Here is a 23,717-nt window from a genome sequence, read left to right on the forward strand (position 1 = left end):
AGAGGGGCCGCACCCGTGGATCACGGGTGCGGCCCCTCCTGCGCGCCGCGCGGCGGCTGCTCAGGCGTTGGTCACCAGTCCCAGCTCGGCCTTGTCGGCGAGCTCGGGGTGGGCGGGCAGCAACCGGACGGTGTAGCCGAACGGGCCCGAGCGGTCCACGGTGATCGTGCCGCAGAACTTGTGCCGCCCCCCGCCGAGGTCGCCGACGGGGCTCAGGCCCGCGTACTTGCGCTCGTGGATGTGGTCCGTCTCCGAGACCCGGCCGTACCCGATCTCCGCGCACACGTCCTCCGGGCTCAGCGAGCCGAGGGACACGTAGGCGCACACCGTGAGCTCGTCCCCGATCTGGGGCTCCTGGGCCACGCCCTCGGCGTCCACGTGCTCGACCGCCACCTGGCCCCACGCCTGGCGCACGCGCCCGACCCACCGGGACTTCGCCCGGGCGGCCGCGTGGCCGTCCAGCGCCGCCCGGCGGCCCGAGACGGCGGCCGGGACGTAGAGGTGCTGCACGTAGTCCTCGAGCATGCGCTTGGCGGAGACCTGCGGGCCCAGCGTCGCCAGGGTGTGCTTGACCATGGCCAGCCACTGGTGGGGCACGCCGTCGGTGTTCGGGTCCGAGCCCTCCGCCGTCTCGCCGTAGAACCGCGGGGCCACGTGGTTCTCGATGAGCTCGTAGAGGGCGGCGGCCTCGATGTCGTCGCGCTCGTCCGGGTGCGCGCCCTCGTCGGCGGTCGGGATGGCCCAGCCGTTCTGGCCGTCGTACATCTCGTCCCACCAGCCGTCGAGCACCGAGAGGTTCAGCCCGCCGTTGAGGGCGGCCTTCATCCCGGACGTGCCGCACGCCTCGAGCGGGCGCAGCGGGTTGTTCAGCCACACGTCGCAGCCCGGGAAGAGGGTCCGGGCCATCGCGATGTCGTAGTTGGGGAGGAACACGATCCGGTGGCGCACCTCCGGGTCGTCCGTGAAGCGCACGAGGTCCTGGATCAGGCGCTTGCCCTGCTCGTCGGCAGGGTGGGACTTCCCGGCGACCACGAGCTGGACGGGGTGCTCCGGGTCCAGCAGGATCCGCTTGAGCCGCTGCGGGTCCCGCAGCATGAGCGTGAGCCGCTTGTAGGTGGGCACCCGGCGGGCGAAGCCGATCGTGAGCACGCCCGGGTCGAGGACCGAGTCGGTCCAGCCCAGCTCGGCGTCCGCGAGACCGCGCTTCTTCCACGACGCCCGCAGCCGGGCCCGGACGTCCTCCACCAGGCGGGTGCGCAGCTCCCGGCGGACGGCCCACAGCTCGGCGTCGTCGACGCCGTAGATCCGGCGCCACCGCGCCGCCCGGTTCAGGTCAGAGCCCATCGGGTCGAGGGCCAGCTCCGCCATGCGGGGGTCGATCCAGGTCATGACGTGCACGCCGTTGGTGATCGAGCCGATCGGCACCTCGTCGGCGTCGAAGCCCGGCCACAGCCCCTGGAACATGCCCCGGGAGACCACGCCGTGCAGCTTGGCCACCCCGTTGGCCCGCTGCGCCAGGCGCAGGCCCATGACGGCCATGTTGAACTTGGCGGGGTCGCCGCCGTCGTAGTCCTCGGCGCCCAGGGACAGGACCTTGGCCGTGGGCACGGACGGGGCGAGACCCGCGTTGAGGAAGTGCTCGATCTGCGCCTGCTCGAACCGGTCGATGCCCGCGGGCACCGGGGTGTGGGTCGTGAACACGGTGGCCGAGCGCACCGCGGTCAGGGCCTCGTCCCACGTCATCGGCTCGGTCCCGTCCGCCGGGTCCATGAGCTCCGCGATCCGTTCGACGCCCAGGAACCCGGCGTGGCCCTCGTTGCAGTGGAAGACCTCCGGGGCGGGCGCCCCGGTCAGCCGGGAGAAGGCCCGCAGCGCCCGGATCCCGCCCATCCCGAGGAGCAGCTCCTGCTGGAGCCGGTGGTCGCCGCCGCCGCCGTAGAGGCGGTCCGTGACGTTGCGGGCGTGGTCGTCGTTGTCCGGGATGTCGGAGTCGAGCAGCAGCAGGGGGACGCGGCCGACGTCGGCCCGCCAGATGTGGGCGGACAGGGAGCGGCCGTTGGGCAGGGGCAGGGTGATCCGGACCGGGTTCCCGTCCTCCTCCCGCAGCAGCGTCAGGGGCATGCCGTCCGGGTCGAGCACGGGGTAGGACTCCTGCTGCCACGCGTCGCGGGACAGGGACTGCTTGAAGTAGCCGTGCTGGTAGAACAGGCCGACGCCCACCACCGGCACGCCGAGGTCCGAGGCGCTCTTGAGGTGGTCGCCGGCGAGGATCCCCAGCCCGCCCGAGTACTGGGGGAGCACGGAGGTGACACCGTACTCGGCGGAGAAGTAGGCGATGGACCGCGGGGCGTCCTCCGCCTGCGTCTTCTGGTACCACAGGTCGTCGGTGAGGTAGCGCTCGAGATCGGCGTCCAGCTCCTCGATCCGGCGCACCGTGGCCGGGTCCTGGGCGATCTGCTGGATCTCCTCCCGGGTGAGGGAGCCGAGGAGCTTGACGGGGTCCCCGTGGACCGCGTCCCAGGCCTGCGGGTTCAGCTCGGCGAACAGCTGTTCGGTGGGCCGGTGCCAGGACCAGCGGAGGTTCCTCGCGAGTCGGCTCAGAGGGGCGATGGACTCCGGCAGCACGGTGCGCACGGTGAATCTACGGATTGCCTTCACGCCGTCAGACTACCGGTGCGGCGGCGCCGGACGGCGGTGCCGCCGCCCATCCGTCCCCCGGCGCGCCGCACCGCCCGACCGGGGCCGTGACACTGGGACGGCGACACCGTCCCACGGTTCGACAGCGGGCTTAACGATCGCCGGGTTTGTCGCTAACGTGGTCCAGGTGAGCCAAGCCAACACGCCGCCCCCGTCCGACCCGGCCTCGAGCCCGGCCGGCGCGCCCGCCCCCGACCCCTCGACGACGACGCCCGCCCTTCCCGGTGCCGGGACCGGTGCCGCCGCGGCGCCGGCCGAGCAGCCCGCGAAGAAGGCACCGGCGCGGCGCAGAGCGTCCACCGCCCGGAAGGCCCCGGAGCCCGAGGTCACGGCGCCCGTGGCCGACGAGCCCGGCATCGCCGTCGTCCCCGCGGCGGAGCCCAAGCCGCGTGCCAAGCGGACGTCCACGGCCAGGACGGCCGCGGCGAAGTCAGCCGCAGGGACGCCTGCGGCCAAGGCCGCCGGCACGAGGACGGCCACCGCCAAGAAGGCCACCACGCCGCGGAAGTCGACGACCACGCGCCGGAAGGCCGCCGGCTCGGCGTTCTCCCGCGAGGACCTGGTCTACGGCCGGATCCCGGTCGTCGGCGTGAGCCCCGTGGTCGAGGACGGCCGCTTCCCGGCGAAGGCCGTGCCGGGCGAGTCGATCCGCGTGGGCGCCACCGTGTTCCGTGAGGGCCACGACGCCCTGGGCGTGACCGCGGTGCTCTACGACCCGCAGGGCGCGGAGGCCGAGCGCGTGCCGATGCGCCTCACCACTCCCGGCACCGACCGCTACGAGGCGTGGCTGACGCCGTCGTCCGAGGGCGCCTGGACCTTCGCCGTGGAGGGCTGGGGCGACCTGTTCGAGACGTGGCGCCACGCCGCGGAGATCAAGGTGGGGGTCGGCCAGGACGTCGACCTCATGATGGCCGAGGGTGTCGTGCTCTTCGACCGCGCCGCCGCGGAGCCGGGCCGCCCGGACTCCGACGCCGAGCTGTTCCGCGCGGTCTCCCGCACGCTCGGCAACGGGGAGCTGCCCGCCGAGCACCGGCTCGAGGCCGGCACCTCCGCCGAGGTCCTGGCCGTGGTTGCCGAGCGGCCGCTGCGGGACCTCGTGACCGAGAGCCGCCGCTACCCGCTGAAGGTCGAGCGCGCCGCCGCCGGCCGCGGGTCCTGGTACGAGTTCTTCCCCCGCTCCGAGGGCGCCGTCTTCGACGCCGAGTCCGGCACGTGGGCCTCCGGCACCTTCCGGACCGCCGCCGAAAGCCTCGACCGTGTCGCGGCCATGGGCTTCGACGTCATCTACCTGCCCCCGATCCACCCGATCGGCACGGCGCACCGCAAGGGCCCGAACAACACCCTGGTGGCCGGTCCGCAGGACCCGGGGTCCCCGTGGGCCATCGGCGCCCCCGAAGGCGGGCACGACGCGATCCACCCGGACCTCGGCTCGTTCGAGGACTTCGACGGCTTCGTGGCCCGCGCCGGGGACCTGGGCCTCGAGGTGGCCCTGGACCTCGCTCTGCAGGCCTCCCCGGACCACCCGTGGGTCACCGCGCACCCGGAGTGGTTCACGACCCGCGCCGACGGCTCCATCGCGTACGCGGAGAACCCGCCGAAGAAGTACCAGGACATCTACCCGATCAACTTCGACAACGACCCCGAGGGCCTGTCCCTCGAGGTGCTGCGGATCGTGGAGCTGTGGATCTCCCACGGGGTGAAGATCTTCCGGGTCGACAACCCGCACACCAAGCCCCTGTGGTTCTGGGAGTGGCTGATCGGCACCGTCAACGCCAAGCACCCCGACGTCGTGTTCCTGGCCGAGGCGTTCACCCGCCCGGCCATGATGCAGGGCCTCGCCCGGGTCGGCTTCCAGCAGTCCTACTCGTACTTCACCTGGCGCAACACCAAGAAGGAGATCGAGGAGTACCTCGAGGAGATCAGCCACGAGACCTCGGCGGTGTACCGGCCGAACTTCTTCGTCAACACCCCCGACATCCTCACCGAGTACCTGCAGTTCGGCGGGCCCGCGGCCTTCAAGATCCGTGCCGTCCTGGCCGCCACTGGCTCGCCCCTCTGGGGCGTCTACGCCGGCTACGAGCTCTACGAGCACGTGGCCCGGGCCGGCGCCGAGGAGTACGTCGACAACGAGAAGTACGAGTACCGGCCCCGTGACTTCGCCGGCGCCGAGGAGCGCGGCGAGTCCCTCGCCCCGTACCTCACGCGGCTCAACGAGATCCGGCGCCGGCACGCCGCGTTCGGCGACCTGCAGAACCTGACGGTGCAGTCCACGTCCGACGACGCCCTGGTCGCCTACTCGAAGACGAAGACCGTCCGGCACGGGGGCTCGAGCTACAAGGACACGGTGATCGTGGTCGTGAACGTGGACCCGCACGCGACCCGGGAGGGCACCGTGTGGCTGGACCTGGAGACCCTGGACCTGGACGACGCGGACTTCAACGAGGACGGCAGCTTCTGGGTGGACGACCTGCTCAGCGGGGACTCCTGGAAGTGGGGCACGCACAACTACGTGCGCCTGGACCCGCACTACGACCCCGCGCACGTCCTGCACGTCCGCCGCAACGTCAAGTAGGGGCTCGACCGCACCCCGTCGGGGCCCTCCCGGGCGACGTCCCCGGGAGGGCCCCCTCCGCAAGCTCCGATGGCCTCCGACCCACCTGTCCGAAAGGCGGCACCCCCGCATGAGCATCTCGCCGTACTCGCTCAACGCCCCCGGCATCTCGCACGACCCCGACTGGTTCCGCAAAGCGGTGTTCTACGAGGTGCTCGTCCGGGCGTTCTCCGACGCCAACGGTGACGGCTCCGGCGACTTCTCCGGCCTGATCGACAAGCTCGACTACCTGCAGTGGCTCGGCATCGACTGCCTCTGGCTGCCGCCGTTCTTCGAGTCCCCGCTGCGCGACGGCGGCTACGACATCTCGGACTACTACTCGGTGCTCGACGAGTTCGGCACGATCAGCGACTTCAAGCGCCTCGTGGCCGAGGCGCACGCCCGCGGCCTGCGGGTGATCATCGACCTCCCGCTCAACCACACGAGCGACCAGCACCCGTGGTTCCAGGCCTCCCGCGAGGACCCCGAGGGGCCCTACGGCGACTTCTACGTCTGGTCGGACACGGACGAGCTGTACCAGGACGCCCGGATCATCTTCGTGGACACCGAGGAGTCGAACTGGACGTTCGACCCGATCCGCCGGCAGTTCTTCTGGCACCGTTTCTTCTCCCACCAGCCGGACCTCAACTTCGAGAACCCCGCCGTGGTGGAGGCCGTCCACGACGTGGTGAAGTTCTGGCTCGACATGGGCATCGACGGCTTCCGGGCCGACGCGATCCCGTACCTGATCGAGGAGGAGGGGACCAACTGCGAGAACCTCCCCGGCACCCACGACTTCCTGGTCGAGCTGCGGCGCATGATCGACGACCAGTACCCGGGGCGCGTGGTGATCGCCGAGGCGAACCAGATGCCGCACGAGGTGGTGGAGTACTTCGGGAGCGAGCAGGACCCCGAGTGCCACATGTGCTTCCACTTCCCGATCATGCCGCGGATCTTCTACGCGCTGCGGGACCAGAAGGCCGCCCCGATCGTGGAGACCATGCGGGAGACGCCGGACATCCCGCGCGGCACCCAGTGGGGCACGTTCCTGCGCAACCACGACGAGCTGACCCTCGAGATGGTGACCACCGAGGAGCGCCAGGCGATGCTCGGCTGGTACGCCCCCGACTCGCGCATGCGCGCCAACGTGGGCATCCGCCGCCGCCTGGCCCCCCTGCTGGACAACTCGCGGGCCGAGATCGAGCTGATCCACGCCCTGCTCCTGTCCCTGCCGGGCAGCCCGTTCCTGTACTACGGGGACGAGATCGGGATGGGCGACAACATCTGGCTCGACGACCGCGACGCGTCCCGCACCCCCATGCAGTGGACCCCGGACCGCAACGCCGGGTTCTCCAAGGCGGACCCGGGCAAGCTGTACCTGCCCGTGGTGCAGTCGCTGGTCTACCACTACAACCAGGTCAACGTGGAGGCGCAGCTGGCGTCGTCGTCGTCCCTGCTGCACTGGATGCGCCAGATGCTCGCGGTGCGCAAGGCGCACCCGGCGTTCGGCCTCGGCTCGTACGTCGGCGTGGAGACGGACCACGACTCCGTGCTCGCGTTCCTGCGCGTGCTCCCCGACGAGGAGGCCGACGACGGGCGCGGCGAGACCGTGCTGTGCCTGTTCAACCTCGCGCACACCCCGGCGTGCGCCCGGATCCGGTTGCCCCAGTTCGCGGGCCGCGGGCTGCGCGAGCTCTTCGGCGGCGACCTGTTCGGCGAGGTGGACGAGGCCGGGGAGTACCGCATCACCCTCGGCAGCCAGGACTTCTTCTGGCTGCGCCTCCGGGCCGCTCCCCGCGACGACGGCACGTCCCCCCAGACCACGGCCATGCCGATCATCACCGCCACCAAGTCCTGAGCGCGTCCGTGCGTCCGGCCACCTCCTCGCCCGTCCCGGAAGGACCCGATCCCATGACCGACCAGCACCCCCACGAGCTCCTCGACCTCCTGCGCCGGTGGCTGCCGCGGCAGCGGTGGTTCCCCTTCGCGGACGGCGGTGCGGGCACGGAGCTGCGGGTCGTCGCCCAGCTGGCCCTCCCGGACCAGGAGGGCGCCGGCGCCCGGCTCCTGCTGGTCGAGGCCTCCGAGGGGGCGCGCACCGAGCTGCTCCAGGTGCCGCTGAGCTTCCGCGCCGCGCCCCTGGAGGGCGCCGAGCGCTTCCTCGTCGGCGAGCTGGCGCCCGCCGCGGCCGAGGACGCCGGGACGGGCGTCCCGGCGGAGGAGACCGCCACCCCGCGCCGGGCCGCGCGCTTCCTCCGGGACCGGGCCGCCCGCGCCGGCCGTGCCGTGGCCCACCGCACCGGGCTGCCGCTGCCCGGTGCGGAGGACGCCGTGGCCGGCCCCTGGGTCTACGACGGGGTCGGCGACCCGGCGTTCGTCGGGCCGGTCCTGGGGCTCATGCAGCGCGCGGAGCAGCTCAGCTCGGGCCCGCTGGGGCTGACCGTGACGGGCGCGCACGCCGACGTGCTGCGCGTCCCCTACGCGGTCGAGACGCCCGCGCAGGTCCGCGTGATCTCGAGCGAGCAGTCGAACTCCTCGGTGATCCTCACCCCGCCCGCGGGCCGGGCGGACGCCGACGCCGTGATCGTGAAGTTCTTCCGCGTGCTGGGGGAGGGCGACAACCCGGACGTGGAGGTGGGTCGCGAGCTCACCGCGCTCGGCTGCCCCGCGGTGCCGAGCACCTTCGGGTGGCTCGACGCCCGCTGGCGCACCGGGCTGAGCACCGTGCAGGGCCAGCTGGCCGTGGCCACCGAGTTCCTCGCCGGCTCCGCCGACGCGTGGGGCCGGGCCGTCGAGGCCGCGGAGCAGGGCACGGACTTCACCGAGGAGGCCCGCGAACTGGGCCGCACCACCGCGCGCGTGCACCGCGACCTGGGCCGCGCGTTCGGCGCGGACGTCCCCGACGACGACGCCCGCGCCCGCCTCCTGAACGACCTCGGCGGACGCCTGCGCTGGGCCCGCACGGAGACCGGCTCCCTGTTCTCGGAGCACTCGGCCGCCCTCGACCAGCTGATCACCTCCCTCGACGACGTGCCGGAGCTGCCCCCGCTGCAGCGCATCCACGGCGACTACCACCTGGGCCAGGTCCTGCAGACCGAGGACGGGCAGTTCAAGGTGCTCGACTTCGAGGGGGAGCCCCTGCGCGCCATCGAGGAGCGCACCCGGCCGGACGTCGCCCTGCGCGACGTGGTCGGCATGCTGCGCTCCTTCGACTACGCCGCCGCCTTCGGCGCCCGTGCCGGCGCGGCGGACGCCGAGGCGTGGGGCCGGCGCGCCGGCGACGCGTTCCTGGCGGGCTACGAGCAGGGCGCCGGGCACCCGGTGGACCGCGGTTCCCCGCTGTTCCAGGCGCTGTGGCTGGACAAGGCCCTGTACGAGGTCGTCTACGAGCAGCGCAACCGCCCCGACTGGGTGGACGTCCCGGCAGCGGCGGTTCGCCGTTCACTGGAGAGCCTCCGGTCGCGTAGCGTGAACCCTGATACCGCCGGTGCGGACCCCGCCCCCGGCACCGACCACGACGACGACAGCTCCCGCTCCGCGCGGCTCATCCCTGCGGCAGCGGGAACGGAAATCGAGGACGCAGTGAGCGCCAGCACTCCGCAGGACCGATCCGACCCCGTCCAGAAGTCCCGCGCCGTCCCGGCCGGCCACGACGTGGCCCCTGCGGGACCGGTGCACGTGGCCGAGCACGTGCTGGCCGCCGTGTCCGAGGGCCGCCACCACGACCCGCACAGCGTCCTGGGCGCGCACCTGAACCCGGACGGCAGCGTCACCGTGCGCACGCTGCGCCGGTTCGCGACCGCGGTCGCGGTCGTGACGCAGGACGGCACCTTCGAGCTCGAGCACGAGTGGGGCGGCATCTTCACGGGCGTGGTCCCCGCGCACGAGCCGGGCCGGATCCCCGACTACCGCGTGGACGTGACCTACCGGGACCTGGAGCCGCAGCGGCTGGACGACCCGTACCGCTTCGGGCCGACCCTCGGCGAGCTGGACCTCCACCTCATCGGCGAGGGCCGCCACGAGACGCTCTGGACCGTCCTCGGCGCGCACGTGCGCCGCTACCCCTCCGCGATGGGCGACATCACCGGCGTGGCCTTCGCCGTGTGGGCGCCCAACGCCCAGGCGGTGCGGGTCATCGGCGACTTCAACGGCTGGGACGGCAGCGAGCACGCCATGCGCTCCCTCGGCTCCTCGGGCGTGTGGGAGATCTTCGTCCCGGGCCTGGGCTCCGGCGCCACCTACAAGTTCCGCATCCTCGGCCGGGACGGCGGCTGGCGCGAGAAGGCGGACCCCATGGCCTTCGGCACCGAGGTGCCGCCGTCCACGGCGTCCCGCGTCTTCGAGTCCGACTACGAGTTCCAGGACGACGCCTGGATGGCGCGCCGGGCGGCGACCGATCCGCACAACGCGCCCATGAGCGTCTACGAGCTGCACATCGGCTCGTGGCGCAAGGGCCTCGGCTACAAGGACCTCGCGAAGGAGCTCGTCGAGTACCTCACCTGGCAGGGCTTCACCCACGTGGAGTTCATGCCCGTGGCCGAGCACCCGTTCGGCGGGTCCTGGGGCTACCAGGTGACGTCCTACTACGCGCCGTCCTCCCGCTTCGGCAGCCCGGACGAGTTCCGCTACCTCGTGGACAAGCTGCACCAGGCCGGCATCGGCGTGATCGTGGACTGGGTCCCGGGCCACTTCCCGAAGGACGAGTGGGCACTGGCCCGCTTCGACGGCGAGCCCCTGTACGAGCACGCCGACCCCCGCCGCGGCGAGCACAAGGACTGGGGGACGCTGATCCCCGACTACGGCCGCAACGAGGTCCGGAACTTCCTGGTGGCCAACGCCTCCTACTGGCTCGAGGAGTTCCACGTGGACGGCCTGCGCGTGGACGCGGTCGCGTCCATGCTCTACCTGGACTACTCGCGCAACGAGGGGGAGTGGGAGCCCAACGTCTTCGGCGGCCGCGAGAACCTCGAGGCGATCGCGTTCCTCAAGGAGGCCAACGCCACCGCGTACAAGCGCACCCCGGGGATCGTCATGATCGCCGAGGAGTCGACGTCCTACCCGGGCGTGACCCGGCCGACCGACGCCGACGGGCTGGGCTTCGGGCTCAAGTGGAACATGGGGTGGATGAACGACACCCTCGAGTACATGGCGGAGGACCCGGTCAACCGGTACTACCACCACAACAAGCTCACGTTCTCGCTGGTCTACGCGTTCTCGGAGAACTTCCTGCTCCCGATCTCCCACGACGAGGTCGTCTACGGCAAGGGCTCCCTCCTGCGCAAGATGCCGGGCGACCGGTGGCAGCAGCTCGCCAACGTCCGCGCCTACCTGGCGTTCATGTGGGCCCACCCCGGCAAGCAGCTGATCTTCATGGGCACGGAGTACGCCCAGGAGTCCGAGTGGTCCCAGGAGCACGGCCTCGACTGGTGGCTCTCGGAGACCCCGCCGCACAAGGGCGTCCAGGAGCTGGTCCGCACCCTCAACGGGATCTACCGGGAGACCCCCGCGCTGTACGAGCGGGACAACAACCCCGCGGGGTTCGAGTGGATCGACGCGGCCGACGCCGGGCGCAACACGCTGTCCTTCACACGCTGGGACGAGCAGGGCAACCCGCTCGTGTGCGTGGCGAACTTCGCTGGCAACCCGCACGAGAACTTCCGGCTGGGCCTCCCGTGGGCGGGGGAGTGGGTCGAGGCGCTCAACACGGACTCCGAGCTCTTCGGCGGTTCGGGCGTGGGCAACCTCGGCAAGGTCACCGCCACCGAGGGCGCCCACAACGGCAACCCCGCCTCGGTCGAGCTGACCGTCCCGCCGCTCGCCGTCCTGTACCTCAAGCCGGCCGAGCACTGAGCCGGCCCCGGCCGTTCCCGCGGGAGCCGGCCGGAGTCACGGGAAGGGCCCGGGTCCTCGGATCCGGGCCCTTCCGCCGTCCCGGGACCGGATGCGGGGCGCCCGGAGAAACCGCCGGCGGGCGGCGGCGGCGGGTCCGGGAGGCCGGTTTGCACGGGCCGCGGAAACCGAGTAACTTCATCCAAGTCGTCGCGGCGAGGAACTCCTCCGGGAGATCCACGGGGCGGCATCCCCCACCGAACGGTCCCGACCGAGCAGCCAGCGAGTTGCACGGGAGCGGAAGAGTGTTAGGGTGGGAGATTGTGAGCTTCGCTGGAAGGCGGCGCCGTCACGATCAGGTAACCAAGAGTTCACCTGAGATTGACCGGGGTCGACCGGAAGGGCTAAGGTTGCAGAGCACTCCGGCAGCAAGGTGTCAAGCGAGACACGGCTGATCGGTCTGTTGTTTGAGAACTCAATAGTGTGCCATGTTTGTTGATACCGGATGTTTTATTCGGTTGATTGGTTGTCGCCGTCCTGCCTCCGTGGGGTGGTGGCGACATTTTCAGCCGGGGTTTGATGTTTTCGTTGTTTTTTTGACGGAGAGTTTGATCCTGGCTCAGGACGAACGCTGGCGGCGTGCTTAACACATGCAAGTCGAACGATGATGCCCAGCTTGCTGGGCGGATTAGTGGCGAACGGGTGAGTAATACGTGAGTAACCTGCCCTTGACTCTGGGATAAGCCTGGGAAACTGGGTCTAATACTGGATACTACCTCTTACCGCATGGTGGGTGGTGGAAAGGGTTTTACTGGTTTTGGATGGGCTCACGGCCTATCAGCTTGTTGGTGGGGTAATGGCTCACCAAGGCGACGACGGGTAGCCGGCCTGAGAGGGTGACCGGCCACACTGGGACTGAGACACGGCCCAGACTCCTACGGGAGGCAGCAGTGGGGAATATTGCACAATGGGCGGAAGCCTGATGCAGCGACGCCGCGTGAGGGATGACGGCCTTCGGGTTGTAAACCTCTTTCAGTAGGGAAGAAGCGAGAGTGACGGTACCTGCAGAAGAAGCGCCGGCTAACTACGTGCCAGCAGCCGCGGTAATACGTAGGGCGCAAGCGTTGTCCGGAATTATTGGGCGTAAAGAGCTCGTAGGCGGTTTGTCGCGTCTGCTGTGAAAGCCCGGGGCTCAACCCCGGGTCTGCAGTGGGTACGGGCAGACTAGAGTGCAGTAGGGGAGACTGGAATTCCTGGTGTAGCGGTGAAATGCGCAGATATCAGGAGGAACACCGATGGCGAAGGCAGGTCTCTGGGCTGTTACTGACGCTGAGGAGCGAAAGCATGGGGAGCGAACAGGATTAGATACCCTGGTAGTCCATGCCGTAAACGTTGGGCACTAGGTGTGGGGGACATTCCACGTTTTCCGCGCCGTAGCTAACGCATTAAGTGCCCCGCCTGGGGAGTACGGCCGCAAGGCTAAAACTCAAAGGAATTGACGGGGGCCCGCACAAGCGGCGGAGCATGCGGATTAATTCGATGCAACGCGAAGAACCTTACCAAGGCTTGACATTCACCGGACCGCCCCAGAGATGGGGTTTCCCTTCGGGGCTGGTGGACAGGTGGTGCATGGTTGTCGTCAGCTCGTGTCGTGAGATGTTGGGTTAAGTCCCGCAACGAGCGCAACCCTCGTTCTATGTTGCCAGCACGTGATGGTGGGGACTCATAGGAGACTGCCGGGGTCAACTCGGAGGAAGGTGGGGATGACGTCAAATCATCATGCCCCTTATGTCTTGGGCTTCACGCATGCTACAATGGCCGGTACAAAGGGTTGCGATACTGTGAGGTGGAGCTAATCCCAAAAAGCCGGTCTCAGTTCGGATTGAGGTCTGCAACTCGACCTCATGAAGTCGGAGTCGCTAGTAATCGCAGATCAGCAACGCTGCGGTGAATACGTTCCCGGGCCTTGTACACACCGCCCGTCAAGTCACGAAAGTTGGTAACACCCGAAGCCGGTGGCCTAACCCCTTGTGGGAGGGAGCCGTCGAAGGTGGGACTGGCGATTGGGACTAAGTCGTAACAAGGTAGCCGTACCGGAAGGTGCGGCTGGATCACCTCCTTTCTAAGGAGCCGTTGACTACCGTGTGGTGGTCGCCCCCGCCCTAGTGCCCGTCCGTGGTGCTGGTGGGGTGAGCTCATGGGTGGAATATCAACGAGCAAGTGGCCGCACTCCTCCTGTGCTTCCCGGGTTCCGATCCGGCGGGTGTGGGGGTTGCCGGCCGGGTCGGGTCCTAGTACCTGTCCCACCGTGGTGGGCCCTGTGGGGTTCCTCCGGTGTGGGTGGTGGAAGAGAGCCGGTCCGGTGGTGGGTGTGGTCCGTGGCGCACTATTGGGTCCTGAGACAACAGGCCCTGTCCCCTTTGGTGGGGGTGGGGGTGTTGTGTCGCAGGTTCCCGGCGTCCTGCCGGTGGTCGTGTTCCCGTTAGGGGGTGCAGCCACCAGTGTGCAGGGTGTGCGGGTTGTTGTTTGAGAACTGTATAGTGGACGCGAGCATCTTAAGAACAGGTGCCGCAGGCAGCCGGGCGTCGCTCCCTTCGCGGGGGGTGTGTCTGGTGGGTTGTGGTGCCGTGTTCGTGATTGATCGCCGAGATACCGCTGCCGTACCCCGTTGGGGTGTGGTGGTGGTATCGGTGTGTTCTGTGATCATGTGGCAAGTTTTTAAGGGCGCACGGTGGATGCCTTGGCATCAGGAGCCGATGAAGGACGCGGTAATCTGCGATAAGCCTCGGGGAGCTGATAAACGAGCTGTGATCCGAGGGTCTCCGAATGGGGAAACCCCACTACGTGTTATGCGTGGTGACCCGCACCTGAATTCATAGGGTGTGTGGAGGGAACGTGGGGAAGTGAAACATCTCAGTACCCACAGGAAGAGAAAACAACAGTGATTCCGTCAGTAGTGGCGAGCGAACGCGGAAGAGGCCAAACCGATGGTGTGTGATACCCGGCAGGGGTTGCATCATCGGGGTCGTGGGGCGTGTCGTCCCGGGTCTGCCGGCCCGGGCGTGTGAGTGCAGGGCGATAGTCGAACCGGTGTGAGTGCCGGACCGGAGAGGGTGAGAGTCCCGTAGACGAAATCGTTGCTGCCGCACGGTACGCGTACCCAAGTAGCACGGGGCCCGAGAAATCCCGTGTGAATCTGCCAGGACCACCTGGTAAGCCTAAATACTACCTGATGACCGATAGCGGACCAGTACCGTGAGGGAAAGGTGAAAAGTACCCCGGGAGGGGAGTGAAATAGTACCTGAAACCGTGTGCCTACAAACCGTCGGAGCCCTACAAGGTGACGGCGTGCCTTTTGAAGAATGAGCCTGCGAGTTAGTGTTACGTCGCGAGGTTAACCCGTGAGGGGTATCCGTAGCGAAAGCGAGTCTGAACAGGGCGAGTGAGTGGCGTGATCTAGACCCGAAGCGAAGTGATCTACCCATGGCCAGGTTGAAGCGCGTGTAAGAGCGCGTGGAGGACCGAACCCACTTCAGTTGAAAATGGAGGGGATGAGCTGTGGGTAGGGGTGAAAGGCCAATCAAACTTCGTGATAGCTGGTTCTCCCCGAAATGCATTTAGGTGCAGCGTTACGTGTTTCTTGCCGGAGGTAGAGCTACTGGATGGCCGATGGGCCCTACAAGGTTACTGACGTCAGCCAAACTCCGAATGCCGGTAAGTGAGAGCGTAGCAGTGAGACTGTGGGGGATAAGCTTCATAGTCGAGAGGGAAACAGCCCAGACCACCAACTAAGGCCCCTAAGCGTGTGCTAAGTGGGAAAGGATGTGGAGTTGCTTAGACAACCAGGAGGTTGGCTTAGAAGCAGCCATCCTTGAAAGAGTGCGTAATAGCTCACTGGTCAAGTGATTCCGCGCCGACAATGTAGCGGGGCTCAAGTACACCGCCGAAGTTGTGGCATTGCACCAATGATACCCAACCGGTCTTCGGGCCGGTTCAGGTGGTGCGATGGGTAGGGGAGCGTCGTGTGGGCAGTGAAGCTGCGGGGTGACCCAGTGGTGGAGCCCACACGAGTGAGAATGCAGGCATGAGTAGCGAATGACGGGTGAGAAACCCGTCCGCCGGATGATCAAGGGTTCCAGGGTCAAGCTAATCTGCCCTGGGTCAGTCGGGACCTAAGGCGAGGCCGACAGGCGTAGTCGATGGACAACGGGTTGATATTCCCGTACCGGCGAAGAACCGCCCCTATCGAACCGGGGACACTAACCACCCGAACCGGGCCATGCGGTGACCATTGGTCGCCGCCGGCTCCGGGGAGCGTGGGACCTGAACCGGGGAGGTAAGCGTATTAACAGGTGTGACGCAGGAAGGTAGCCGAGCCGGGCGATGGTAGACCCGGTCTAAGCGTGTAGGGCGATCCGTTGGCAAATCCGCGGATCATTGAGCCTGAGACGTGACGGGACCCCCATTCGTGGGGGGATTCGGTGATCCTATGCTGCCGAGAAAAGCATCGACGCGAGGTTCCAGCCGCCCGTACCCCAAACCGACACAGGTGATCAGGTAGAGAATACTAAGGCGATCGAGAGAATCATGGTTAAGGAACTCGGCAAAATGCCCCCGTAACTTCGGGAGAAGGGGGGCCCCGACCGTGGACACCACTTGCTGGTGCGAGCGGGTAAGGGCCGCAGAGACCAGGGGGAAGCGACTGTTTATCAAAAACACAGGTCCGTGCGAAGTCGCAAGACGATGTATACGGACTGACTCCTGCCCGGTGCTGGAAGGTTAAGAGGACCTGTTAGCCTCACGGCGAAGCGGAGAATTTAAGCCCCAGTAAACGGCGGTGGTAACTATAACCATCCTAAGGTAGCGAAATTCCTTGTCGGGTAAGTTCCGACCTGCACGAATGGAGTAACGACTTCCCCGCTGTCTCAACCATGAACTCGGCGAAATTGCAGTACGAGTAAAGATGCTCGTTACGCGCAGCAGGACGGAAAGACCCCGAGACCTTTACTATAGTTTGGTATTGGTGTTCGGTGTGGCTTGTGTAGGATAGGTGGGAGACGGTGAAGCGGGCACGCCAGTGCACGTGGAGTCAACGTTGAAATACCACTCTGGTCACTCTGGACATCTAACTTCGGCCCGTGATCCGGGTCAGGGACAGTGCCTGATGGGTAGTTTAACTGGGGCGGTTGCCTCCTAAAGAGTAACGGAGGCGCCCAAAGGTTCCCTCAGCCTGGTTGGCAATCAGGTGTCGAGTGTAAGTGCACAAGGGAGCTTGACTGTGAGAGCGACAGCTCGAGCAGGGACGAAAGTCGGGACTAGTGATCCGGCGGTACATTGTGGAATGGCCGTCGCTCAACGGATAAAAGGTACCTCGGGGATAACAGGCTGATCTTGCCCAAGAGTCCATATCGACGGCATGGTTTGGCACCTCGATGTCGGCTCGTCGCATCCTGGGGCTGGAGTTGGTCCCAAGGGTTGGGCTGTTCGCCCATTAAAGCGGTACGCGAGCTGGGTTCAGAACGTCGTGAGACAGTTCGGTCCCTATCCGCTGCGCGCGCAGGAAATTTGAGAAGACCTGTCTTTAGTACGAGAGGACCGGGACGGACGAACCTCTGGTATGGCAGTTGTACCGCCAGGTGCACCGCTGCTTCGCTACGTTCGGAAGAGATAACCGCTGAAAGCATCTAAGCGGGAAGCTCGCTTCGAGATGAGATTTCCAGACACCATTTGGTGTGAGAGGCCCCCAGCTAGACCACTGGGTTGATAGGCCGGAGGTGGAAGCACGAACCAACGACGTGTGCAGCCGACCGGTACTAATAAGCCGACAACTTACACCACACCCCCACCCCCAACACGTGTTGGGAACGAAGGGTGGGGTCACCACAGAACACCGCGTCCACTATACGGCTCCCAACCAACAACCCACCCGTCGCTCTGGCGGCGGGCACAGGGAACCGCAATTGAATACCGCCCACCACGGGCGGACAACCACAGTGACTTACCCACCCCCGCGAGCACCCGGCGGGGTCGGGCACCAGAGTTACGGCGGTCATAGCGTGGGGGAAACGCCCGGTCCCATCCCGAACCCGGAAGCTAAGACCCGCAGCGCCGATGGTACTGCACCCGGAAGGGTGTGGGAGAGTAGGACACCGCCGGACCACACCAAGGGTCGAGCCCCCGCACCACACGGTGCGGGGGCTCCCCGCATTTAACACCCCGAACAACAACAGAGCAGGCCCCCACCGGCAACGGTGGGGGCCTGCTCTGCTCTGTACGGACCCGGGAGGGTCAGCCGACGATCTTGCCGGGGTTGAAGTTGCCGCCCGGGTCCGCCGCGGCGAACAGGCTGCGCAGGAGCTGCACGCCCTCGGGGGAGACGTCCTGCTCCATCCAGGGGCTGTGCTCGAGTCCCACCCCGTGGTGGTGGGACAGCGTGGCGCCGGCGTCGATGAACGCCTGCTGGATCGCGCTCTTGATCACGGCGTACTCGGCGTGGGGGTCCTCGCCGATCTCGTAGCCGAAGGTGAAGTAGAGGCAGGCGCCGGCGTGGTACGAGTGGGACATGTGGGACATGATCCACCCGGTCTTGCCCTGCGCCTCGAAGGCCCGGTGCGCGGCGTCGTAGACAGCCTGGTGCACCGTGGTGAGCTTGGACCACGGTGCGGCGGTCTCGGAGACGTCGCCGATGGTGTTCTGCTCGAGCAGGAAGTCGCGCAGGTACGGGGTGTCGAACTTCTTCTGGTCGTAGAGCGCGCCGGGGCCCGCGCCGAGCACCAGGGCGCCCTGCTTCTTGACGATGCCGGCCACGGCCTTCTTCCGGCGTTCCACCTCGGGCTTGGCGCCCTCGAAGCAGACGTAGGCGATGCACATGGCGTCGGTGTCCCAGCCGCGGCGCCGCATCAGCTCCCACAGCACGTCCTGGCCCTTGGCCGTGACCTTCTTCTTCAGCGTGGCGGGGGCCTTCTGGGTGGAGAGCGAGAACGCGGTCTCGTGCGCGTCGGAGACGCGGGCGAACGTGGTGCTGATGCCGGACCGGGCGATCTCGCGCATCGCAACGAGCGCCTGCTGCCACGTGGGGAACATGTACGCGATGACCTCGCGGTGCTCGGCGATGCGGTGCACGTGCACGTCCAGCTGGGTGATCACGCCCAGCCTGCCCTCGGAGCCGATCATCATCTCCCGCAGGCTCGGACCCGTGGAGGTCGAGGGGAGGGGGCGCAGCACCACGGTGCCGCCCGGGCGCACCACGCGCAGCCCGCGCACGATGTCGGCGATGTCCCCGTACTTGTCCGACTGCATCCCCGAGGAGCGTGTGGCGGCCCAGCCGCCGAGGGTCGAGTGTGTGAAGGAGTCCGGGAAGTGGCCCAGCGTCCACCCGCGGGCGTTGAGCTGCTCCTCCATGTCCGGGCCCAGCACGCCGGCCTGGATGGTGGCCAGCCCCGACGTCTCGTCGAGCGAGAGGACCTGGTTCATCCGGCCCAGATCGAGGGAAACGATCGTTCGTTCCTCATGGGGATCCGGCTGGAGGCTCCGCGAGATGCTCGTGCCGCCGCCGAAGGGGATGACCACGAGGTCGCGCTCCACCGCGAGCCGCAGCACCTGGGCGACCTCCTCCTCCGTGCCGGGGTACACGACCACGTCGGGCACCCGCGCGAAGTCCCCGGCCCGGGTGAGCAGCAGCTCGGTGACGGACTTGCCGGCCCAGTGCACGATCCGCAGCTCGTCGTCGAGGGTCAGGTGCTCTGCGCCGGTGATGGCGGCCAGCGCCTCCAGGAGGGGCTCCCCGGCGCGGGAGGCGGGGACGCTGACCGTGGAGAAGTCGATGGTGTCGCGCTGCCGGGGCCGCAGGTCCACGTCCAGGGCGTTCTTGACGAACGGGGCGAAGGCGGGCTTGTTCGCGTACTCGAAGTGAACGCCTTCCTCGCCCCACCCCCACCACTTCATGTGCTTCACGTGTGCCATCTGCGCAGTACTCTCCTGGTTCTCGGGGGGTGACGGTGGTTCAGGCGTCGATGCGCGGGCGGTGCTCGGCGTAGAGCGCCCGCACCGAGGCCTCGATGCGGTCGTTGAAGGACGAGGTGGGCTCCTTCTCCCGGGCGACCAGCGGCTCGCCGACGGCCACCACCACGCGGGGGCGGCCGCGGCGCGGCCAGCGGGCGCCGCGGGGCATCGCCTCGTAGGCACCGATCAGGGCGACGGGGACCACCGGCACTCCCACGGCCTTGGCCAGGCCCGCGGCACCGATTTTGAAGGACCCCATCTTCCCCGTGCGGGACCGGGTGCCCTCCGGAAAGATCAGCAGCGGGACGCCGGCCTTCAGCAGCTGCTTGGACAGCCCCCGGTTCGCTCCGGTGCCCGTCCGGTCCACCGGGAAGGCGTTGAAGATCAGCTCGGTGAACATGCGCTTGTGCGGGGCGGTGAAGAAGTAGTCCGCGGCCACCCCGGTGGCGAGGTCCCGGCGGATGCGGCGGGGCACCGAGCCCAGGACGAGCGGCGCGTCGAGGTGGCTCGAGTGGTTGGCCACCACGATGCACGCCCCGTCCAGGGCGTCGGCCGCGGGGTGCGTCACCACGGTCCGGCGGACCGTGCGGTACGCGAGGCCCTGCAGGAACACCCGCTGGGCGATCCGGCGGGCGAGGCGGCGCCGCGGGTCACGGAAGCGGTCGGGGCTCAGCTGCGCGGATGACGCGGGCGGGGCCTCCGGCGCGGCCTCGGGGGAGGAGCCGGCGCTGCCGCCGTCGATGGAGCGCTGGACCGGGACCGGGTCCTGGGGGTCGCGGCGGGTCACGAGCCGGCCGCCCGTTCCTTCTGGCGGGCCGAGGCGACGAGCCCCGAGATCCGGCGCACCGCGGAGCGCGGCAGGTGCCGCAGGGCGAACCCGAGGAGCCGGTAGCGCTTGGTGGGCATCGAGAGCACCTTGCCGCGCGCGACGTCGTCGAGGGCCTCCTCGACCACGCGCTCGGGGCTGAGCCACATGAAGGAGGGGATCGAGGAGCCGCTGATGCCGGCGCGCTCGTGGAACTCGGTGCGCACCCAGCCGGGCAGCAGGGCGGTGACGTGGACGCCCGTCCCGTGGAGCTCCACGGCGAGGGCCTCGGTGAACGCGGTCGTGTACGCCTTGATCGCCGAGTACGAGCCCATCGTGACCAGGCCCGCGGTGGAGGAGACGTTGATGATCCAGCCGGAGCCGCGCGCCGTCATCGCCCGTGCCGCGGCCGAGGAGAGCACCAGGACGGCCCGGCACATGACCTCGAACGCGCGGTCGTGGGCGCCGGTGTCCGGATCGGCGAAGCTGGTCTTCACGGAGAACCCGGCGTTGTTCACGAGCACGTCCACGGGTCGCTCGGGGTCCTCGACCCGGGCGGCGACGCGGTCCACGTCGGTGCGGTCGGAGAGGTCCGCGGGCAGGACCTCGACCGGCACGCCGTGCTCCGAGCGCAGCCTGGAGGCCGTCTGCTCGAGGCGGTCCGCGTCGCGGGCCACCAGGACGAGTGCATTTCCCCGGCGGGCCAGGGCTTCGGCGAACGCGGCGCCGATGCCGGACGTCCCCCCGGTCACGAGAGCGGTAAGCATGAGATCTAGGCTACACTACGGTAGCCGTAGCGCAGCCGGGTGCGGTCCGCTCGAGGGGCGTCGTCGTCGCCCGCCGGGCAGGGCCCGCCCGCAGCCCCCCGCCCGCTCCGCACCGGCGGCGGACCAGCACACCACCGGAGGAACACCGTTGACCGAGACCCCCACCACGCGCGTCCTGCTGACGGGAGCCACCGGCTTCCTCGGGCAGGCGGTGCTCGAACGGCTGCTGTCCGCCCACGAGGGTGTGCACGTCACCGCCGTCGTCCGTCCCAAGGGCAGCATCAGCGGTGAGCAGCGGCTGCGGCAGCTGCTGCGCAAGCCCGCCTTCCGCACCTGGCGGGAGAGCGTGGGCGACGACGAGGCGAAGCGGGTCTTCGCGGAGCGCACCGCGGTCCTCGAGGGGGACCTGTCGGCACTCGCGGGCATCACGGAGCCGTTCGACGTGGTGATCCACTCGGCCTCCACCGTGTCCTTCGACCCGCCCATCCACGAGGCCTTCAGCACCAACGTCGGCGGCGCCACCGGTCTCTACGACGCGCTCCTGGCCTCCGGGCAGGACCCGCACGTCATCCACGTCTCCACCTGCTACGTCGGGGGGATCGCGAAGGGCCTGCGCCCCGAGGCGGCCGTGGACCACGAGGTCGACTGGGCCGCCGAGTTCGAGGCCGCCCAGCGGGCGCGCGAGGAGGCCGAGATGGCCTCCCGCACCCCGGAGCGGCTGCAGGCCATCATCGACGCCGCCACCGCGGACCACGGCAAGGAGGGGCCCAAGTCGGTGGCCCGCGCCGCGGAGGCCGCGCGCGAGGAGTGGGTCCGCACCCGCCTCGTCGAGTACGGGCGCACCCGGGCGCAGTCCCTCGGCTGGACCGACATCTACACCTTCACGAAGGCCCTGGGCGAGCGGGTCGCCGAGCAGAAGTGGGCGGGCGCCGGCCACCGCCTCTCCGTGGTGCGTCCGTCCATCATCGAGTCCGCGCTGCGCCACCCGTACCCCGGCTGGATCGACGGCTACAAGGTGGCCGACCCGCTGATCATGGCCTACGCCAAGGGCGCCCTGCCGGAGTTCCCGGGGCTGCCGGACTCCGTGCTCGACGTCATCCCCGTCGACTTCGTGGTCAACGCGATCGTGGCGCTGGCCACGGGCGGGCACCGCGCCCCGTCGGGCGCGGCCACCCCCGACGGGCAGGCGGACCCCACCCCCGCGTACTACCAGGTCTGCTCGGGCGCCTCGAACCCGCTCCCGTTCCACCAGATGTACGAGAACGTCCGCTCCTTCTTCCTCGCCCACCCGCTCGAGGACGCCGACGGCAAGCCCATCCGGGTGCCCGAGTGGAAGTTCCCGGCCAACAACGCCGTGGAGCGCTCGCTGGCGGTCAAGGAGCGGCTCTCCGCCGTGGGCGGCCGGATCACCTCCGCGCTGCCCGCGACCTCCCGCACCCGGGAGTGGTCGACCTCCCTGCACCGGATGCAGTCCGGCCTCGGCTCCCTGCGCACCTACGTGGACCTCTACCAGTCCTACACGCGCACCGAGATGATCTTCGACGACGCCAGCACGCGGCAGCTCAACGACTCGCTGCCCGCCGGCACGCCGGAGGACCGGACCTTCGACGTCCGGTCGATCGACTGGGCCGACTACTGGAAGAACGTGCACCTGCCGGCGCTGACCACGATGACCAAGGCCTACGGCCGGCTCCAGGCGGCGTCCAAGCGGCGCGGCACGACCCGGCGGGGTCTCAGTGAGGGCACGGACGTGCTCGCGGTCTTCGACCTCGAGGGCACCGTCCTGGACTCCACGGTCATCCGCCAGTACCTCCAGCTGCGCCGCCGGACGCTGCACCTGGCGAAGTGGCCCGCGGAGGTCGCCGACCTCGTCTCGAGCGCCCCGACCTACCTCAAGGCCGAGAAGCGGGACCGGGGGGAGTTCATCCGGGCGTTCATGCGCCGCTACCAGGGCGTGCCCGCCGGGACCGTGCGGGAGCAGGTGGCCGGGCCGCTCGGCGAGGACATGCGGCGCCTCCTGCGCCCCGGGGCCCTGAGCCGGATCGAGGAGCACCGCGCCGCGGGGCACCGCACGGTGCTGGTCACCGGGTCCATCGACCTGCTCGTGGAGCCGATCGCGCACCTCTTCGACGAGGTCGTGGCGGGCCGGATGGACGAGCGCGACGGCGTGATGACCGGCTACCTCGCCGCTCCGCCCCTGGTCGACGAGGCGCGGGCCCAGTGGCTCAAGAAGTACGCCGAGCAGGGCGGCTACGACCTCTCCCGCTCCTACGGCTACGGGGACTCCCACGCGGACGCCAGCTGGCTGCTGCTCATGGGCCACCCGTACACGGTCAACCCCGACCTGCCCCTGTACCGGCTGGCCCGGAAGAACCACTGGCCCATCGAGGACTGGAAGACCGCCTGAGCGCTCCGGCGGCGGACGGCGAGCAGGAGGGCACCGATGGGCGACGACGACCGGACCGATCCGCGGACCGTCACCACCGACAAGAAGATCACCGCGGCGGCACTGGCCCTCCTGCGCGAGGGCGGACCGCACCGGGTGACCATCGAAGCGGTCTCGGCGGCCTCCGGCGTGGCCAAGACGTCGATCTACCGCCGCTACGCGAACAGCCTGGAGATGCTCGAGGGGGCCCTCGAGGACGCCGTGGCCACGTACTCGCCGCAACGGCCGAGCGCCCCGGCGAGCTGGGACGAGGGCCTCGCCGAGGCACTGGACTTCCTGCTCCACGACATGGGCATCGGGGTGGCGGTCTCCCTGCTGAGCGACCCGGAATCGGAGACGTCCCGGATCCTGCGCGCGCACCTGGTCCGCCCGCGCGTGGAGCGGCTCAAGGAGCTCCTCGCGGCGGAGACGGCGGCGGGACGGCTGAGCCCGGACCTGGACGTCGACGTCGTGCTGGACTTCGTGCTGGGCTCCGCCTACTCGCACGTGGCCCGGTACGGGAGCCTGGGCGACGACTGGCCCCGGCGGGTGCACCGGACCCTGACCGGGGTCCTCGAGGCGCACCGGCCCTGACACGTGCGG

Annotated in this window: 9 protein-coding genes and 3 rRNA genes; 8 read left to right on the forward strand and 4 right to left on the reverse strand. The window is 68.8% G+C overall.

The window, feature by feature from the left end:
* Positions 1–60 precede the first annotated feature (60 nt).
* Entirely contained in the window at positions 61–2,658 is a 2,598-nt protein-coding gene (gene glgP / locus ACZ2G1_RS16635; protein WP_031282231.1) for an alpha-glucan family phosphorylase, read from the reverse strand.
* A gap of 157 nt (positions 2,659–2,815) precedes the next feature.
* On the opposite strand from glgP, the gene ACZ2G1_RS16640 reads away from it, so the two are divergent.
* From ACZ2G1_RS16640 to rrf, 6 genes are all read left to right on the forward strand, one after another.
* Positions 2,816–5,269 (forward strand): alpha-1,4-glucan--maltose-1-phosphate maltosyltransferase, encoded by a 2,454-nt coding sequence (locus tag ACZ2G1_RS16640; protein ID WP_115162329.1) that lies wholly within the window; start codon positions 2,816–2,818, stop codon positions 5,267–5,269.
* Positions 5,270–5,378: 109 nt separating this feature from the next.
* Positions 5,379–7,145, forward strand: a complete 1,767-nt coding sequence (treS, locus tag ACZ2G1_RS16645; protein ID WP_017831955.1) for a maltose alpha-D-glucosyltransferase — start codon at positions 5,379–5,381, stop codon at positions 7,143–7,145.
* A 53-nt stretch (positions 7,146–7,198) separates the two neighbouring features.
* Complete coding sequence (gene glgB, locus ACZ2G1_RS16650; RefSeq protein ID WP_109269388.1) at positions 7,199–11,137, forward strand: 1,4-alpha-glucan branching protein GlgB; 3,939 nt, start codon at positions 7,199–7,201, stop codon at positions 11,135–11,137.
* A 575-nt stretch (positions 11,138–11,712) separates the two neighbouring features.
* Positions 11,713–13,238, forward strand: a 16S ribosomal RNA gene (locus ACZ2G1_RS16655).
* A 586-nt stretch (positions 13,239–13,824) separates the two neighbouring features.
* Positions 13,825–16,953, forward strand: a 23S ribosomal RNA gene (locus ACZ2G1_RS16660).
* 204 nt (positions 16,954–17,157) lie between these two features.
* A 5S ribosomal RNA gene (rrf, locus tag ACZ2G1_RS16665) occupies positions 17,158–17,274 on the forward strand.
* The 16S, 23S and 5S rRNA genes sit together here, the layout of an rRNA operon.
* A gap of 130 nt (positions 17,275–17,404) precedes the next feature.
* Here rrf and ACZ2G1_RS16670 read toward each other — a convergent pair.
* The 3 genes from ACZ2G1_RS16670 to ACZ2G1_RS16680 are packed head-to-tail and all read right to left on the reverse strand — an operon-like array spanning position 17,405 to position 20,689.
* Positions 17,405–19,078: an FAD-binding oxidoreductase gene (locus tag ACZ2G1_RS16670; RefSeq protein ID WP_035930276.1), complete on the reverse strand. Its 1,674-nt coding sequence runs from the start codon at positions 19,076–19,078 to the stop codon at positions 17,405–17,407.
* A gap of 40 nt (positions 19,079–19,118) precedes the next feature.
* Positions 19,119–19,904, reverse strand: a complete 786-nt coding sequence (locus ACZ2G1_RS16675; protein ID WP_017832787.1) for a lysophospholipid acyltransferase family protein — start codon at positions 19,902–19,904, stop codon at positions 19,119–19,121.
* Positions 19,901–20,689 (reverse strand): SDR family NAD(P)-dependent oxidoreductase, encoded by a 789-nt coding sequence (locus ACZ2G1_RS16680; RefSeq protein WP_035930281.1) that lies wholly within the window; start codon positions 20,687–20,689, stop codon positions 19,901–19,903. The genes ACZ2G1_RS16675 and ACZ2G1_RS16680 overlap by 4 nt, the downstream gene beginning before the upstream one ends.
* A 148-nt stretch (positions 20,690–20,837) precedes the next feature.
* Between ACZ2G1_RS16680 and ACZ2G1_RS16685 the strand changes: the two genes are divergently transcribed.
* Both ACZ2G1_RS16685 and ACZ2G1_RS16690 read left to right on the forward strand, forming a co-directional pair.
* Positions 20,838–23,096 carry an HAD-IB family phosphatase gene (locus ACZ2G1_RS16685; protein WP_470377176.1) on the forward strand — a complete coding sequence of 753 codons (2,259 nt, stop codon included), beginning with the start codon at positions 20,838–20,840 and terminating at the stop codon, positions 23,094–23,096.
* A gap of 36 nt (positions 23,097–23,132) precedes the next feature.
* Positions 23,133–23,708 carry a TetR/AcrR family transcriptional regulator gene (locus ACZ2G1_RS16690; protein ID WP_095650814.1) on the forward strand — a complete coding sequence of 192 codons (576 nt, stop codon included), beginning with the start codon at positions 23,133–23,135 and terminating at the stop codon, positions 23,706–23,708.
* Positions 23,709–23,717 lie beyond the last annotated feature (9 nt).

This window comes from Kocuria sp. KKT182 (genome assembly GCF_055635395.1).